A 14,745-nucleotide genomic window follows, 5' to 3' on the forward strand; every position below is an offset into this window, starting at 1 on the left:
GCGCAGAATGCTTTGCGCAAAGGAGTACCAACCCGATTGGCAAGGTGTCTAGTTCGAGTGCTGGGCGTAGGCTGATGGCTATAGGTTACCGCTCAGACGTTCCTTCCGTATTCAGTTTGGCACGCTATCTGCTCTATAAAACGTACATTTTAATAATGAATACGTTTGTTGGTGGATCAGATGGCCCATACCAGTCCTCAATTACCGCTTGAGTCCGATGCATTGGCGATGGCGGACGCATTCGCCTCGGGCAGCAGCGACCCGGTCAAGGCATTGGAAGAAACGCTGGCCAGGGTGGCGCAAGTCGATGACGTGTTCATCTCTCTCTGTTCGGCGCGTGCCTTTCGCGAAGCCCACTCATCAGCCGCACGCTGGAAGGCCGGACAGCCGGCAAGCGCACTGGACGGCGTACCCATTGCCTGGAAAGACATGTTCGACGTCGCAGGCAGCCCAACCACCGCAGGCGCAGCCGTGCGCCGCGACATTACGCCAGCGCTGCTTGACGCGAATGTCGTAGGTCAACTGGCTAAAGCCGGAATGGTCAGTGTGGGGAAAACAAACCTTAGCGAGTTCGCTTACTCAGGCCTTGGACTCAATCCCCATTTTGGAACGCCGCACAATCCAGTCGGGCTGGACCAGCCACGCATTCCGGGCGGCTCGTCCTCAGGCTCAGCGGTCGCGGTCGCGGCGGGAATCGTACCGATTGCCATGGGCACGGACACCGCAGGGTCAATCCGAATTCCAGCGGCCTTCAATGGGCTGGTGGGATTTCGCAGCAGTTGCAGGCGTTACAGTCGCGAAGGCGTCTTTCCGCTCGCGCATACCCTCGACAGTGTCGGGCCTCTGACACGTAGCGTGCGTGATGCCTTGGCTATCGATGACATCCTGTGCGGGCGCACCAAGTCGACATCACTCATCCCCCGCGGTCTGGCAGGGCAGCGTTTTTGGGTCGACCAGTCGGCCCTTGAGGATGCACGTGTAGAACCTGCGGTGCGTGACAACCTGCTGAACTGCTTGAGCGTATTGAAAGATCACGGTGCGCTGATTGACCTGCGGCCTTCGCCAGCCTTTCAAGCGACGCTTCAGCTTATCGAGGCGCAAGGCTGGCTTGGCGCCCCTGAGGCTTTCGCTCTGCATCAGCCTCTGCTCGACAGCGATGCCGCCACCCGACTCGACCCCCGCGTGCGACGCCGTCTGGAAGCCGCACGTGCATTTCCCGCCAGCCAGTTGATCAACCTCCACAGCGCGCGCAACCGGCTGCAGCAACAAATGACCGATGAGCTGGATGGCGCGTTTTTGATTACACCGAGCGTAGCCCATGTGGCGCCACCTCTGTCGCCACTGGAAGCCGATGACGAGCTGTTCGTGCGCACCAATCTCGCGACGTTGCGCCTGACCATGCCCGGCAGCTTGCTGGATCTGCCGGGAGTGTCACTGCCCAGCGGCCGCGATGCGCTCGGTTTGCCCACCGGCATGTTGATTAGTGCGCCTGCGGGTGAAGACTTTCGATTGTTGCGCGCGGCGCTGGCAGTGGAAGCCGCGTTGCGCCAGCCCTGAAACCCACGACTGATTTGATAAAACCGCAGGAGAACAATGATGGCTAAAGAAATTCTGTGCGCCTTCGGCGTCGACGTAGACGCCGTGGCAGGCTGGCTGGGCTCGTATGGTGGTGAGGATTCGCCTGACGATATTTCCCGCGGCCTGTTCGCCGGCGAAATTGGCGCCCCGCGCTTGCTCAAGCTATTCGAGCGTTACGGCCTGCGCACCACTTGGTTTATTCCCGGGCACTCGATGGAAACCTTCCCCGAGCAGATGAAGGCCGTGGCCGACGCCGGCCACGAAATCGGCGTGCACGGCTACAGCCACGAAAACCCGATTGCCATGACCGCCGAGCAGGAAGAAATCGTGCTCGATAAATCCATCGAGCTGATCACCCAGGTCACCGGCAAACGCCCCACTGGCTATGTCGCGCCGTGGTGGGAGTTCAGCAAAGTCACCAACGAGCTGCTGCTGAAAAAAGGCATCAAATACGACCATAGCCTGATGCACAACGACTTCCACCCCTACTACGTACGCAAGGGCGACAGCTGGACCAAGATCGACTACAGCCAGCATCCCGACACCTGGATGAAACCCTTGGTGCGCGGTGAAGAAACCGATCTGGTGGAGATTCCGGCCAACTGGTACCTCGACGATTTGCCGCCGATGATGTTCATCAAAAAGGCCCCCAACAGTCACGGTTTCGTCAACCCACGTCACCTCGAGGAAATGTGGCGCGACCAATTCGACTGGGTCTACCGCGAACACGACTACGCGGTGTTCACCATGACTATCCACCCCGATGTATCCGGTCGCCCGCAAGTGCTGCTGATGCTTGAACGTCTGATCGAACATATCCAGAGCCATGCCGGCGTGCGCTTCGTCACTTTCGACGAAATCGCCGACGACTTTGTCCGTCGCCAACCCCGTACCTGACACCCACCCTCCGAGGCGCGATTCATGTCTATCTACAACAAGCTTGACCTGACTGGCTGGAAACCCCGGCAGTTGACGTCCCAGGAAGTACGTTTCGCCACCTGGATCGCCTTCTTCGCCTGGGTGTTTGCGGTGTATGACTTCATCCTGTTCGGCACCTTGCTGCCCGAGATCGGCCGGCACTTTGGCTGGGGCGAAGTGGAGCAAGCTGAAATCGCGACCTGGGTGGCGGTGGGTACCGCTGTTGTCGCGTTGGCCATCGGGCCGATCGTCGACAAGTTGGGGCGACGCAAAGGGATTATCTTCACGGTGGCCGGATCCGCATTGTGCTCGGCGCTCACCGCGATTGGCGGGGCGTGGGGCAAGTCGCCGCTGATTCTGATCCGTTCGTTGGGCGGCCTGGGCTATGCCGAAGAAACTGTCAACGCCACCTATCTGACCGAATTGTATGGCGCCTCGCAAGACCCGCGACTGACCAAACGTCGTGGTTTCATCTACAGCCTGGTGCAGGGCGGTTGGCCGGTCGGTGCGTTGATCGCGGCGGGGTTGACCGCGCTGTTGCTCCCGATCATCGGTTGGCAGGGCTGCTTCATCTTCGCCGCGATTCCGGCGGTGGTGATTGCGATCATGGCACGCAAGCTCAAGGAGAGCCCGCAGTTCCAGATCCACCAGCGCATCAGCGCACTGCGTAAAAGCGGCGCTGTGATCGAAGCGCAGAACGTGGCCGTGACCTACGGCGTCGACTACGACGAACACAGCAAGGCCGGCCTCAAAGCCGCGTTCCGTGGCCCAGCCCGTCGCGCTACCTTGGTGATCGGCGCCGCGCTGTTGCTCAACTGGGCGGCGATCCAGGTGTTCAGCGTGTTGGGCACCTCGGTAATCGTCAGCGTGCACCACATCTCGTTCGAGAACTCTTTGATCATCCTGGTGCTGTCGAACCTGGTGGGTTACTGCGGCTACCTCAGTCACGGCTGGATGGGCGACAAGATTGGCCGCCGCAACGTGATCGGCCTGGGCTGGATGCTCGGCGGCCTGTCGTTTGCCGGGATGCTGTTCGGCCCGAGCAACATGCCGATGGTGGTCGGGCTGTACAGTTTGGGCCTGTTCTTCCTGATTGGGCCGTACTCGGCGGCGCTGTTCTTTATCAGTGAAAGTTTCCCTACCAGCATCCGCGCCACCGGTGGCGCGATCATTCATGCCATGGGTCCGATTGGCGCGGTGGTCGCAGGGTTTGGCGCCACCCAGGTGCTGTCCGCCGGCAGTGATTGGCAGACCGCTGCACTGTGGTTCGGTGCGGTGCCGTGCTTCTTGTCCGGTGCCCTGATGTTTGCCGCACGCCACGTGCGCCCGGAAACCGTTCAGTAAGGAGTTTTTGATGAACCGTAAAGTTGCCTTGATTACCGGTGCCGCCAGCGGCATCGGTCAAGCCCTCGCCGTAGCCTATGCGGGCAGCGGTGTGGCGGTCGTCGGCGGGTATTACCCGGCCGATCCCCATGACCCGCAGACCACGGAGGCCATGGTGGAAGAAGCCGGTGGCGAATGCCTGATGCTGGCGCTGGACGTGAGCGATACCGCGTCGGTGGATGCACTGGCCGAACAAGCGGTGCAGCACTTCGGCCGCCTGGATTACGCCGTTGCCAACGCCGGTTTGCTGCGCCGTGCGCCGTTGCTGGAAATGACCGATGAACTGTGGGACGAGATGCTCAGCGTCGACCTGACGGGGGTGATGCGAACCTTTCGCGCGGCGACTCGGCATATGAGCGAGGGCGGGGCGTTGGTGGCGATTTCGTCGATTGCCGGCGGCGTGTATGGCTGGCAAGAGCACAGCCATTACGCAGCGGCCAAGGCCGGTGTGCCGGGGTTGTGCCGTTCCCTGGCGGTGGAGTTGGCAGCACAGGGCATTCGTTGCAATGCGGTGATACCGGGGTTGATCGAGACGCCGCAGTCGTTGGATGCGAAGAACTCCCTCGGGCCGGAAGGCTTGGCGAAAGCTGCAAGGTCGATTCCGTTGGGGCGGGTAGGGCGCGCGGATGAAGTGGCTTCATTGGTGCAGTTCTTGACCAGTGATGCGTCGAGTTACCTGACCGGGCAGAGCATCGTGATTGATGGCGGCCTGACCGTGCGCTGGCCTGACTGACTGTACTGGATCAAAAATGTGGGCGCGAGCAAGCCCCACATTGGAACTGTGTTTTTTCGGGAGATTGTTTACATGCCCCAACTGACTAATCGCCGCGCCGTCATCACCGGTGCCGGCAGCGGTATCGGTGCCGCCATCGCCCATGCCTATGCAGCTGAAGGCGCGCGCCTGTTGCTGGCCGATCGTAACGCCGTCAGCCTCGCCGAAACCGCTATCACCTGCCGCAACCTCGGCGCCGAAGTGCTGGAGTGCCTCGCCGATGTAGGCACTGTCGAAGGCGCCCAGGCCAGTGTCGACCGCTGCGTCGAACATTTCGGCGGCATCGACATCCTGGTCAATAACGCCGGCATGCTCACCCAGGCACGCTGCGTCGACCTCACTATCGAAATGTGGAACGACATGCTGCGCGTCGACCTCACCAGCGTATTCGTAGCCAGCCAGCGCGCCTTGCCGCATATGCTCGCCCAGCGTTGGGGGCGGATCATCAACGTGGCCTCGCAACTGGGCATCAAGGGCGGCGCCGAACTCACCCACTATGCCGCGGCCAAGGCCGGGGTGATCGGCTTCACCAAGTCCCTGGCGCTGGAAGTCGCCAAGGACAACGTGTTGGTCAATGCCATCGCTCCAGGGCCGATTGAAACGCCATTGGTCGTCGGGATCAGCGACGACTGGAAGCGCGCCAAAGCCGCCGAGTTGCCCCTCGGCCGGTTCGGCCTGGCGAATGAAGTGGCGCCCACCGCCGTGCTGCTGGCCAGCGAGCCGGGTGGCAACCTGTTCGTTGGCCAGACCCTCGGCCCGAACTCCGGCGATGTCATGCCATGAGCGAGGTGTAGCCATGTGCGGACTCTGCGGTTTGCTCGGCGAAGACTTGCACTGGAGCGACCCCCTGGGCGATGAGCTGCCCAGGCGCCGCGAACGCCTGCGCCGCATCGCCGCGATCAATCAGGTACTGGCGGTGTTCCGGCTCAAGGTCGAGGACTTTCAGGGCGCCTCTTATCTGCTGCTCGGCGCGACCGGCAAGCAAGAACTGGCGAGTGGCCTGGATCAACTCTGGCGAGCGGCCGAAACCATGCTCGGTCGCCCGTTGGACCCCCTGGACCCGCACCTGTTGGATCACTTGGAGTCAGCCGTATGAGCATCGCTCTCAACGTCATCACCGGTTTCCTGGGCAGCGGCAAAACCACCTTGCTCAAGCGCCTGCTGCAAGGCGAAAGCCTCGGTGATACGGCTTTGCTGATCAATGAATTCGGCGACGTCGGCATCGACCATCTGCTGGTGGAAGAAGTCGCCCCGGATACCGTGCTGCTGCCCAGTGGCTGTGTGTGTTGCTCGATTCGTGGCGAACTCAAAGACGCATTGCTCGCCCTGTTGCAACGCCGTGAGCGTGGCGAAATCCCGGCGTTCAAACGGGTGATCCTGGAGACTACCGGCCTGGCCGACCCGGCGCCGATCCTCGCCACGTTGAACAACGATGTGCAATTGCGCGGGCGCTTGCATATCGGCCTAGTGGTCACCTTGGTCGACGCCAGCCATGCCGCGCTGCAAGAGCGCCTGCATCCGGAATGGCTCGCCCAGGTCGCCGCCGCGGATCGCTTGTTGTTGAGCAAGACCGACTTGGTGGAGGACTGCGCCACACTGCGCGCGCACCTGCAAGCGCTCAATGCCGGAACGCCGATCCTCAATACCAGCGACGTCCGCTGCGGCGATCAACTGTTGCTGGGTGAAGGTTTGCGCAGCGCCGAACCGACAGAGGAAGTCAGTCGCTGGCAACTGCATCGCAGTATCAGCGCCACCCATGGTGCCGCGCAAGTATGCAGCCTGACCTTCGACCGGCCGCTGGATTGGGTCGGTTTCGGGGTTTGGTTGTCGATGCTGTTAAGATGCCACGGCGAACGAATCCTTCGTGTCAAAGGACTGCTCAACGTGAACACCAGTAACGCCCCCATCGTCATCCATGGTGTGCAGCACTGCCTGCACGCCCCGGTGCACTTGCCTGCCTGGCCGGGCACTGATCGGCAATCGCGACTGGTGTTTATCCTGCGTGGCCTCGACCCCGCGCTGCTGCGGCGCTCCTTTGACGTGTTCTCCCAGCGGTTCGCCGCATGATCACACTCCGCGTCCTTGGCACCTCGGTGACTTTGCTCGAATGCCTGCGTGTGCGGGCAGAACAGGAACTGGGTATCCGCTTGGTTTACCAAGTACACGACGTCGAACAGGCCCAGCGCATCGCGGTGATGCAGCCCGACAGCTACGACCTGTACGACCAGTGGTTCCACAACGTTGACTTCGTGTGGCCGGCCCGGGCGATCCAACCCATCGATACGCGGCGCATTGCGTTGTGGCATGAGATCAACGACCTGCCCAAGCGCGGTCGCCTGTCCGCCAATGATCGGTTGGGCAGCGGCAGCGTGCCTAGCGAGCGTTTATTCGTGCAGCACGATGGCAGCCTCGGCAGCACCGTCACTGAGCGGATCAGCATGCTGCCCTTGACCCATAACGCCGACAGCTTCGCCTACCGCCCCGAGCGCTTGCCCGAGGGGTTTCGCCATGACAACGAAAGTTGGGGGTGGTTGCTCGACCCCGCGTGGCGCGCGCGCACTGCGCTGCAAAGCGATGCGGCCATCGGTGCCCTGGACGCCGCGCTGGCGGTGCAGGGTGCGGGACTGGCGCGCTTCAAGGACATCGGCAATATGAGTATCGAAGAGATCGATGTGCTGGCCGATATTCTGGTGCGCAAACAGAAGGAAGGTCACTTTGCGGCGTTCTGGTCCGATGACGAGGAGGCCGCGCAATTGATGCTCAGCCCGAGCATCGACATCCAGAGCTTGTGGTCGCCGACGTTGATGCGCCTGCATCGCGCCGGGGTGAAATACCGTCTGGCGGTACCTCGCGAGGGCTACCGTGCCTGGTTCGGCGGTTTGTCATTGTCGCGCCACGCCCAAGGCCCGGTGCTGGATGCGGCCTATGCATACCTCAATTGGTGGTTGTCCGGCTGGCCCGGCGCCGTGATGGCGCGCCAGGGTTACTACATCGGCAACCCGGCGCGCAGTCGCGACCATCTGAGCAGTGCCGAGTGGGATTACTGGTACGCCGGTCAACCTGCGCGGGAAGAGTTGCTGGGCAGTGATGGTTTGCCGCTGATAGACATCGGTGATGTGCGCGATGGCGGTTCCTATGAGCAGCGCATGGGGCATATCGCTGTGTGGAACTCGGTGATGGATGAGCACAACTATCTGGTGCGTCGCTGGGGCGATATTTTACGGGCGGGGGCGAAAAGCTCCCGCAGACCGGGGAATGGCGGACCGTGCTGACATCAATGGTGATACCCACAGGTCCTGTTGGCGCTGGTCTCATGACCAGCGTCAGCAGCGAAAATAAATGTGCCCCTTTAGCGCCCCAAGCAGGTTTTCAGGCGCGAAGAAAAACTGTCGTAAGACGACTTGCTGCCCGTACCTGGCTTACGTCTCGTAAGCAATGGTGTAGCTGTTACCGGAACGCTTGATATGAGCAAAGCCGAGCGCGGCCAAGTGCATGCCAGCGACCATCAAGTTGTCTGAACTGGCAACATCCAGCAGCCTCGTTCGCGTGGCCGCCGATAGCAATGGGTCCTGGTCGAAGGCAATCGTGACATCGGGGCGCGCGATCTGAATCTGAGGAAAATGAACGATATCGCCCCACACTAGCAGGCTGCTCGCCGCGGACTCGAAGCGGTAGCCGCAATGCCCGACGGTATGCCCAGGCAACGGCATCGCGCTGATTCCAGGCAGTACGTCATTGGCGGTGAACGGGCGCAGATTTTGCCGGTACCGCTCGAACACCCTTCGTGCAAACAGAAAGTTTCCACGCGCGCGTTCACTGGCTTGACCAAGGTGGCCATCGTCCTCCCAGAACGCTAGCTCTCGCTGGTGCACAACCAATTCAGCATTGGTGAAGGCCATTTCTCCCGCTGCGTTCAACAAGCCACCGATGTGGTCGGGGTGCGCGTGCGTCAGCAGAATCGTATCTATTTCGCCGGGTTGCACGCCAGCCAATACAAGATTGGCCAGCAACTCGCCGCCCCATTGATTGAAACCGCCGGCGCCGGCGTCGATCAGAATCGTGCGGCCACGCCCACGTACCAGATAGCAATTGATATGGATCGACGCTGGCTCGCTGATCCCGGCGGCTAACTGAAGTCGGGCCGCCTCCGTTGGCGCGATATTAGCGAGAAAATCCAGGCTCGCACCCAAGTAGCCATCGCTGATGGCTGTGATTGAAAACTCGCCGATTTGCTGGCTGGGGAGTCTCCGGTGATTTATGTCCACGTTACTCATGACTGTAACTGCACGGTCATTGCGCAATAGACATCCAGCCCCTGCAGATCGCTGGCCTTTGCCTGAGTGCAATCCAGTTTGGCCAGCCAACGGTGTGCAGGTCTCTTGTCCAAAGCAACTGCGTGTAGCGCTAAAGGTGTAAGGCCTAATTCAATCAGTATTTGAGGGCCTTGTTCACTGAGCAACAGGAATTCGTCCGCGCCCACGGCAACGGCTCGGTCCAGCCCGGCATAGAGGTTGCGCCTCCAATCAGTGATGTGCGACTGCCAACGGGAAAAATTGCCACCCCCTTTTTGGCGGTACTCGTCGCTCTGTAATACGGCTGGCGTGTCGACTGAATGCAGGGCCAGGTAGGCCGGGCAATTGCCGCTCAAGGCTTTGAAACGCTGTGAAGAGCTAAATCCGCTCACCGAGATCAGCGCTGGCAGTTTTTCCAGGCTGTAAAACGCATTCCACTCGGCTTCGCTGGCGGGTTCAGCGTAGTTGCATTCGACTGTGTAAATCATAAATGTCACTTCATGGGTTGATGTTTTATCATGCTAGTGACACGGTAATCGCTTATAAAACGACTTTATCGCACCATTCAGTGACTAAACATCAAGGTGGATGCCTAGACTTGCCTCAGGAAAACCCATGCGTCGAAAACTCCCTAGTAACGCCGCCTTGATAGCCTTTGAAACAGCAGCCCGTCATGGCAGTTTCGCCCGTGCCGCAAACGAATTGGCCTTGACCGAAGGCGCCATCAGTCGGCAGATAGGGCGCCTGGAAGCCTTTCTGGGCGTTACGCTATTCGAGCGCGTTGGCAACCGCGTGCGGCTTTTGCCTAACGGTGAGCGCTACGCTGCCCAAGTGCGCGAACTACTCGACCGGCTCGACAGGGACAGCCAGTATTTGATGGGCCAGCCCAACGATGGCGCAAGCCTGGATATCGCCGTCAGCCCAACTTTTGCCCTGCGTTGGCTAATTCCTCGGTTGTCCGGCTTTGGCGAGCAACACCCGAATATCTGCGTGCACCTCTCGGAACGTATGGAACCGTTCGTGCTTGCCGGCAGCGGCTTCGATGCCGCTATCCATTTTGAGCACCCAGCTTGGACAGGCATGCATACGCACCGCCTGTTGAACGAAGTGTTAATTCCGGTCTGTCATCCTGACCTCCTGAACCCTGGCAAGCAGGCAACGGCTCTGGATTCACTGCCGCGATTGCACCGCCGGCAGAACCCGGATGCCTGGCAGCGCTATGCCCAGGAAACCGGGATTGTCCTGAGCAACGCAGCGATGGGAGCACGCTACGATTTGCATGCGATGTTGATCGAAGCCGCACTGGCTGGTCTCGGCGTGGCACTTGTACCGCGCTTGTACGTGGAAGCAGAGCTGGCGCAAGGCCGGCTGGTTGCGCCATGGCCGCAGGAGACGAATGTTGCCAAGACTTTTTGCCTCGTGTTACCCGAGCCCCTTGAGCTGAGCCGCGTGCCCATCCAGGCATTTGCGCATTGGCTTTTGAAGGAAGCACAGGTGAAGTAGGGGCGTGTAGTGGTGTCAGTACCGGGTCGATTCCGTAGGCCACGCTAGTATTGATCACCCCCGGGTGACAGTGTCGGTGCGCGACCAGGGGCGCTCAGTTGGCTGAAATCCTTCCATGGCCGCGCGAAGCGGGCACGTTGAGACTATGCTCATTGCCACTGCAGGCAATGTACTGGTTTCACTTGTCGCCCCCCCAAGGAAAGGAGTCTGTATGTGGCTGGTTCTTCATGCCCGGTTCCATTATTTGCACGGTCGAATGCGCAGTCTGGTAACGCCGGTCCGTCGGCATACTTCGATCACCCACAAAATCTTGTGGTGCTTCACCGGCTGCGTGACCGGGCTGGCGATGGTTGTCACCCCTCCAGTCCAAGCTGCCGACGCGGGCATCGCTGGCGGCCCTACCGCAAGCTATAGCATTGGCTTCAGCAACTCCTACGCGGGCAGCGATTTTCGCAAGGTGATGGTGCGCAACTGGCAGGAGATTGCGGACCAGGCGCAAAAGGATGGCTTGATCCGCGAGGCGCCGGTGGTCAGCGCCAATAACTCGGCATCGGAACAGGCGGCCCATGTCCAGGACATGATCGTCAAGGGCGTCAATGCCATCGTCATCCTGGCCGCGTCCGACACGGCCCTCAACGGGGTAATCCGCGATGCTTGCAACGCCGGCATCGTGGTGGTCGTCATGGCCAGCCTGGTTACCGAACGCTGCGTCTATACCGTGGACTACAACTGGGCCGCCATGGGCCGCGTGGAAATGGATTACATCGCCAAGCGCCTCAAGGGGAACGGGACGCTGCTGGAGATTCGTGGCATTGCCGGCGATGCCACCGATAAAAACATCAGCGACGGCATTCGCACGGCCGCCAGCGACTATCCGGGCCTGAAGTTCGCCAAGACCGTCTACGGGAACTGGACCGCTTCCGTCGCACGCAAGGAGGTGGCGCTGGCGCTGCCGTCGCTGCCCAACATCGATGCCGTCGCGACTCAAGGGGGCGACGGTTATGGCGCGGCCATGGCGTTCAAGGCGGCGGGACGTCCTTTGCCGATCATCGTGATGGGAAACCGTCAGGATGAACTCGCCCTGTGGAAACAGGAGCGCGATGCCAATGGCTATGAAACCGTTTCTGTCTCCGCTTCTCCGAGCGTTTCCCAGGTGGGGTTCTGGGTGGCCCAGCAGATTCTGGCGGGCAAGCAGGTGCCGAAGTTTGTCGAGGTGCCGCTGGTACGCATCGATGCGAAAGACCTGGACGGCTGGCTCGCCACGATGCCGGTGGGTGGCGCGGCTAATCCTCCCTACAGTCAGGCTTCCGTTGCGGCGATGATCGACGCGGCCATCAACAATACGGCGCCGCCAGCGCCTTTGCCGGAGGTGACGAAGCAGTAGTGGCAGGCGTGGAGCGAGGAGGCGAGGCGCCATGTTGACATTCAAATCCTCCACGGACAGGCCCATTGCCGTCAGGATTGGCCTGGCGGTCGCCGCGCTGGTGTTCCTGATGCTGGTGGTATCGCTCGTGAACCTCTATGGCCTGCGAGGCATGGTGCGTGCGGTGGATTCCGCCAGTCATTCCGCGGAAATTCTGGCCTCGGTCAACGGGGCCACCGGGCGGGTGGAAAACTTCATCGCCACCCGCGACCAGGAAAGCCTGTCCCAGGCCGAAGACATGGTGGCGACGGCGATTGCCGGCCTCACCGCCATTGCGGTGGAAGAGGCGCAGTCGCTCAAAGGCAGTCTGGAAAGGCTCGCCGCGGCAATCGCCGCCTTGCGGGCGGCGACCCTGACCATGGATGGCGAAACAGAGAACATGACAGCCCACTACGGGCGGATGCGGGAGGCGACGATCCTCGTCGAACAGGGCATTGCCGATGGGCTGAAGGGGATTGATTCGCGCGCCGCCGAGCACGAGGCGCGGGTGAGCCGCATCGAAACTGCTCATCGCATTCTGGATATCCTGCGCGACGGTGAACGGATCATCATCGCCAATGTGGCCAAGATGCTGGTGTCCGGTGATGGGGCGGCCTTCACCGCGGCGCGCAACACTTGCGCGGCACTCCCGCCGGTGATCGAGCAATTGCGCGAGCTGATGGAGGCGCCGCAGGAGCGAGAGACTTTGGACCAGTTGGCGACGGCGGTCGCTGCGGTCAGCCAGGCGGTCGAGCATTTTGGCGAGGCGCCCAAGCTTTGGGGAGACGAGGCTTTGCGGCATCTGGCCGCCGTCGAGGATGTGGTCGAGCGCCTCGATGCCATGTTGGGTGAAGTGGACGAGCATGTTTCCCGTGACGCAAATGACATTCAGGCAGCTACCGGTTTGCTGCACAACGCAGCCGCGTTGTCCAAGCGTTTCGCCGAGCGTGTGGCCACCCTGGAGGCGCAGACCTTGTCGTTTCGCCTGTCACCGTCGGCCGAGGTCGCCGGCTCGGTCGGCGAGATCCTGGACGAGCTCTCCCGTCTCGCGCGCGTTCTCCCTTCGTCGGTGGGGCTGCAAGCCAAGGCTACCCCCCTGACTGTCAGCGATCAGATTGCCGGCTACCGGGCGGCATTCGCCCGGTTCCATCAGGCGAGCAACGCCTTGAGTGGCGCGCGCGACCAGGTTCGCAACGAGGCACGAAGCGCCGGCCTGTTGGTGGCGCGCTTCGCTGGCCAAGCGCGCTCCGACGCCTTGGTCCACAATGATCGCAGCATGCTTGCGACGATCGTTGCGGGTACCGTCGCCATCCTGCTAGCCGGCGCCATCGCCTGGAGCACGTCGCGATTTGTCGCACAGCCCATCGTGGCCCTGGCCTCGGTCATGCGCCGACTTGCGGCCGGCGACCTGAACGCCGAGATCGCCAGCGCCGAACGCGGCGACGAGATTGGAATCATGACCCGCGCCGTGCGAGTGTTCCAGGAGAATGCCTTGCGCATCCGGGTGCTGGAGGCCGAGGCCGAGGCCGAACGACAGCAAGTCCAGGCCTCTTTGGAAAGAATGGTCGCCGAACGGACTGACACGCTGCACCAGCAGACCGAGGTGCTGGAGGCGCAGGCTGTCGAACTCATTCAGGCGCGCAACCAGGCCGAGGCGGCTAACCAGGCAAAGAGCGATTTCGTGGCCACGGTCAGTCACGAACTGCGCACCCCCCTGACCCTCATTCTCGCCCCCCTGGAGCAGCTCTCGGCGGCGACCATCCCGCCGGCGGACTGGCATGTGCAAGTCGACCGCGCCCAACGCAACGCGCTGCGCTTGATGAACCGGGTGAACGACATCCTCGATTTTTCCAAGGCCGAAGCGGGCAAGTTCGAGTTGTGCCCAACGCCAATTGACTTGAACAAGGTGGTGGGTGTGCTGGCCGAGGATGCCGCCATGGTGGCCGAGGGCAAAGGCTGCACCTTGACCTGCAGCATTGATCCCGCGCTCGGCACGGTGTTCCTGGACCCCCGGCACTTCGAGAAGATTCTTCTCAACCTGGTCAGCAACGCGATCAAGTTCACGCCCGCGGGCGGTACCGTGCACCTGGCAGTCACTGCGCTTGATGGCGAGCGATTTGAACTCGCGGTGCACGACTCAGGTATTGGCATTGCGCCTGACAAACTGCCGCTGCTGTTCCAGCGTTTTTCTCAGATCGATAATTCCGCTACGCGCCACTACAGCGGCACGGGCATCGGTCTCGCCCTGGTCAAGGATCTGGTCGAACTGATGGGGGGCGAAGTCGGCGTCAACAGCGAGCCCGGTCAGGGTTCGTGCTTCTTTGTTCGACTTCCGCTGGGGACTGAGCAAAGCACTGTACCGACCGAAGCCAGCAACATGCACGAGCTAACGTCACCGAGCACTGCAAGCACAACCGAGCAGCGCCACCTGCGTTTCGACGACGGTCGCCTTGGCATTCGCAATGACCGGGCGCCGATGGAAGAAGCGGACGAGCAGCACCCGGAACACGCCCTGCGATCCAAAGTGCTCGTGGTAGACGACAGCCCGGAAATGCTTGGTTATCTCAGCGAACTGTTGCACGACGACTACAGCGTCGCTACCGCAGTGGATGGAGAGCAGGCCTGGGCAGTCCTGCAGCGTCGCCCCATCGATGTCGTCGTCTCGGATGTGATGATGCCGAAGCTCGACGGCTTCGGCCTGACTGCCAGAATCAAGGCCAGTGCCGGTTTTGCCCATTTGCCCGTGATCCTGGTGACCGCCCGCGGCGGTAGCGAGGCCTGCGTCTCCGGGCTGGAGAGTGGCGCCGATGACTATATCGCCAAACCCTTCTCGCCGCTGGAGCTCAAGGCTCGCGTACGCGCGGCGCTACGCATGAGCCAGGTGCAAACCGAACTGC

The 14,745-nt window shown here is 61.4% G+C and carries 12 protein-coding genes and 2 pseudogenes; 12 read left to right on the plus strand and 2 right to left on the minus strand.

Annotation, left to right across the window (positions count from 1 at the left end):
• Nucleotides 1-180 precede the first annotated feature (180 nt).
• The 8 genes from GFU70_RS10625 to GFU70_RS10660 all read left to right on the plus strand — a co-directional run bounded on the left by GFU70_RS10625 (nt 181) and on the right by GFU70_RS10660 (nt 7,923).
• Nucleotides 181-1,557 carry an amidase gene (locus tag GFU70_RS10625; RefSeq protein ID WP_058542137.1) on the plus strand — a complete coding sequence of 459 codons (1,377 nt, stop codon included), beginning with the start codon at nt 181-183 and terminating at the stop codon, nt 1,555-1,557.
• A gap of 39 nt (nt 1,558-1,596) precedes the next feature.
• Nucleotides 1,597-2,475, plus strand: a complete 879-nt coding sequence (locus tag GFU70_RS10630; RefSeq protein WP_058542110.1) for a polysaccharide deacetylase family protein — start codon at nt 1,597-1,599, stop codon at nt 2,473-2,475.
• 24 nt (nt 2,476-2,499) lie between these two features.
• Entirely contained in the window at nt 2,500-3,840 is a 1,341-nt protein-coding gene (locus GFU70_RS10635) for an MFS transporter (RefSeq protein WP_058542111.1), read from the plus strand.
• 10 nt (nt 3,841-3,850) lie between these two features.
• A complete protein-coding gene (locus GFU70_RS10640) occupies nt 3,851-4,612 on the plus strand; it encodes an SDR family NAD(P)-dependent oxidoreductase (protein ID WP_058542112.1) in 762 nt (253 codons plus the stop codon).
• A gap of 72 nt (nt 4,613-4,684) precedes the next feature.
• Nucleotides 4,685-5,434, plus strand: a complete 750-nt coding sequence (locus tag GFU70_RS10645; protein ID WP_153388002.1) for an SDR family NAD(P)-dependent oxidoreductase — start codon at nt 4,685-4,687, stop codon at nt 5,432-5,434.
• Between the two features lie 13 nt (nt 5,435-5,447).
• Nucleotides 5,448-5,747 (plus strand): hypothetical protein, encoded by a 300-nt coding sequence (locus GFU70_RS10650; protein ID WP_047229666.1) that lies wholly within the window; start codon nt 5,448-5,450, stop codon nt 5,745-5,747.
• On the plus strand, nt 5,744-6,718 hold the full coding sequence (locus GFU70_RS10655; protein ID WP_058542114.1) for a CobW family GTP-binding protein: 975 nt from the start codon (nt 5,744-5,746) through the stop codon (nt 6,716-6,718). Before GFU70_RS10650 ends, GFU70_RS10655 begins: the two co-directional genes overlap by 4 nt.
• Nucleotides 6,715-7,923 carry an ABC transporter substrate-binding protein gene (locus tag GFU70_RS10660; RefSeq protein ID WP_058542115.1) on the plus strand — a complete coding sequence of 403 codons (1,209 nt, stop codon included), beginning with the start codon at nt 6,715-6,717 and terminating at the stop codon, nt 7,921-7,923. The genes GFU70_RS10655 and GFU70_RS10660 overlap by 4 nt, the downstream gene beginning before the upstream one ends.
• 147 nt (nt 7,924-8,070) lie before the next feature.
• Here GFU70_RS10660 and GFU70_RS10665 read toward each other — a convergent pair whose 3' ends face one another.
• Together GFU70_RS10665 and GFU70_RS10670 are read right to left on the minus strand one after the other, a co-directional pair.
• Complete coding sequence (locus GFU70_RS10665; RefSeq protein WP_058542116.1) at nt 8,071-8,925, minus strand: MBL fold metallo-hydrolase; 855 nt, start codon at nt 8,923-8,925, stop codon at nt 8,071-8,073.
• Nucleotides 8,922-9,431 (minus strand): sugar ABC transporter, encoded by a 510-nt coding sequence (locus GFU70_RS10670; RefSeq protein ID WP_153388003.1) that lies wholly within the window; start codon nt 9,429-9,431, stop codon nt 8,922-8,924. Before GFU70_RS10670 ends, GFU70_RS10665 begins: the two co-directional genes overlap by 4 nt.
• A 127-nt stretch (nt 9,432-9,558) precedes the next feature.
• Between GFU70_RS10670 and GFU70_RS10675 the strand changes: the two genes are divergently transcribed.
• The 4 genes and pseudogenes from GFU70_RS10675 to GFU70_RS29065 all read left to right on the plus strand — a co-directional run.
• Nucleotides 9,559-10,446: a LysR substrate-binding domain-containing protein gene (locus GFU70_RS10675; RefSeq protein WP_058542118.1), complete on the plus strand. Its 888-nt coding sequence runs from the start codon at nt 9,559-9,561 to the stop codon at nt 10,444-10,446.
• A gap of 211 nt (nt 10,447-10,657) precedes the next feature.
• Nucleotides 10,658-11,830, plus strand: coding sequence for an ABC transporter substrate-binding protein (locus GFU70_RS10680; protein ID WP_058542119.1), 1,173 nt, complete (start codon nt 10,658-10,660; stop codon nt 11,828-11,830).
• 1,294 nt (nt 11,831-13,124) lie between these two features.
• Nucleotides 13,125-14,177: pseudogene (locus GFU70_RS29060) on the plus strand (sensor histidine kinase); the annotation flags it as partial.
• Between the two features lie 207 nt (nt 14,178-14,384).
• Nucleotides 14,385-14,720: pseudogene (locus GFU70_RS29065) on the plus strand (response regulator transcription factor); the annotation flags it as partial.
• Nucleotides 14,721-14,745: the final 25 nt, after the last annotated feature.

Origin of the sequence: Pseudomonas brassicacearum (assembly GCF_009601685.2) — a bacterium.
Taxonomy (GTDB): domain Bacteria; phylum Pseudomonadota; class Gammaproteobacteria; order Pseudomonadales; family Pseudomonadaceae; genus Aquipseudomonas; species Aquipseudomonas kilonensis_B.

Bases quoted from the DNA above. Each gene is read 5' to 3' on its own strand.
- GFU70_RS10625 (WP_058542137.1), top strand. From the start codon at position 181: ATGGCCCATACCAGTCCTCAATTACCGCTTGAGTCCGATGCATTGGCG.
- GFU70_RS10630 (WP_058542110.1), top strand. From the start codon at position 1,597: ATGGCTAAAGAAATTCTGTGCGCCTTCGGCGTCGACGTAGACGCCGTG.
- GFU70_RS10635 (WP_058542111.1), top strand. From the start codon at position 2,500: ATGTCTATCTACAACAAGCTTGACCTGACTGGCTGGAAACCCCGGCAG.
- GFU70_RS10640 (WP_058542112.1), top strand. From the start codon at position 3,851: ATGAACCGTAAAGTTGCCTTGATTACCGGTGCCGCCAGCGGCATCGGT.
- GFU70_RS10645 (WP_153388002.1), top strand. From the start codon at position 4,685: ATGCCCCAACTGACTAATCGCCGCGCCGTCATCACCGGTGCCGGCAGC.
- GFU70_RS10650 (WP_047229666.1), top strand. From the start codon at position 5,448: ATGTGCGGACTCTGCGGTTTGCTCGGCGAAGACTTGCACTGGAGCGAC.
- GFU70_RS10655 (WP_058542114.1), top strand. From the start codon at position 5,744: ATGAGCATCGCTCTCAACGTCATCACCGGTTTCCTGGGCAGCGGCAAA.
- GFU70_RS10660 (WP_058542115.1), top strand. From the start codon at position 6,715: ATGATCACACTCCGCGTCCTTGGCACCTCGGTGACTTTGCTCGAATGC.
- GFU70_RS10665 (WP_058542116.1), bottom strand. From the start codon at position 8,925: ATGAGTAACGTGGACATAAATCACCGGAGACTCCCCAGCCAGCAAATC.
- GFU70_RS10670 (WP_153388003.1), bottom strand. From the start codon at position 9,431: ATGATTTACACAGTCGAATGCAACTACGCTGAACCCGCCAGCGAAGCC.
- GFU70_RS10675 (WP_058542118.1), top strand. From the start codon at position 9,559: ATGCGTCGAAAACTCCCTAGTAACGCCGCCTTGATAGCCTTTGAAACA.
- GFU70_RS10680 (WP_058542119.1), top strand. From the start codon at position 10,658: ATGTGGCTGGTTCTTCATGCCCGGTTCCATTATTTGCACGGTCGAATG.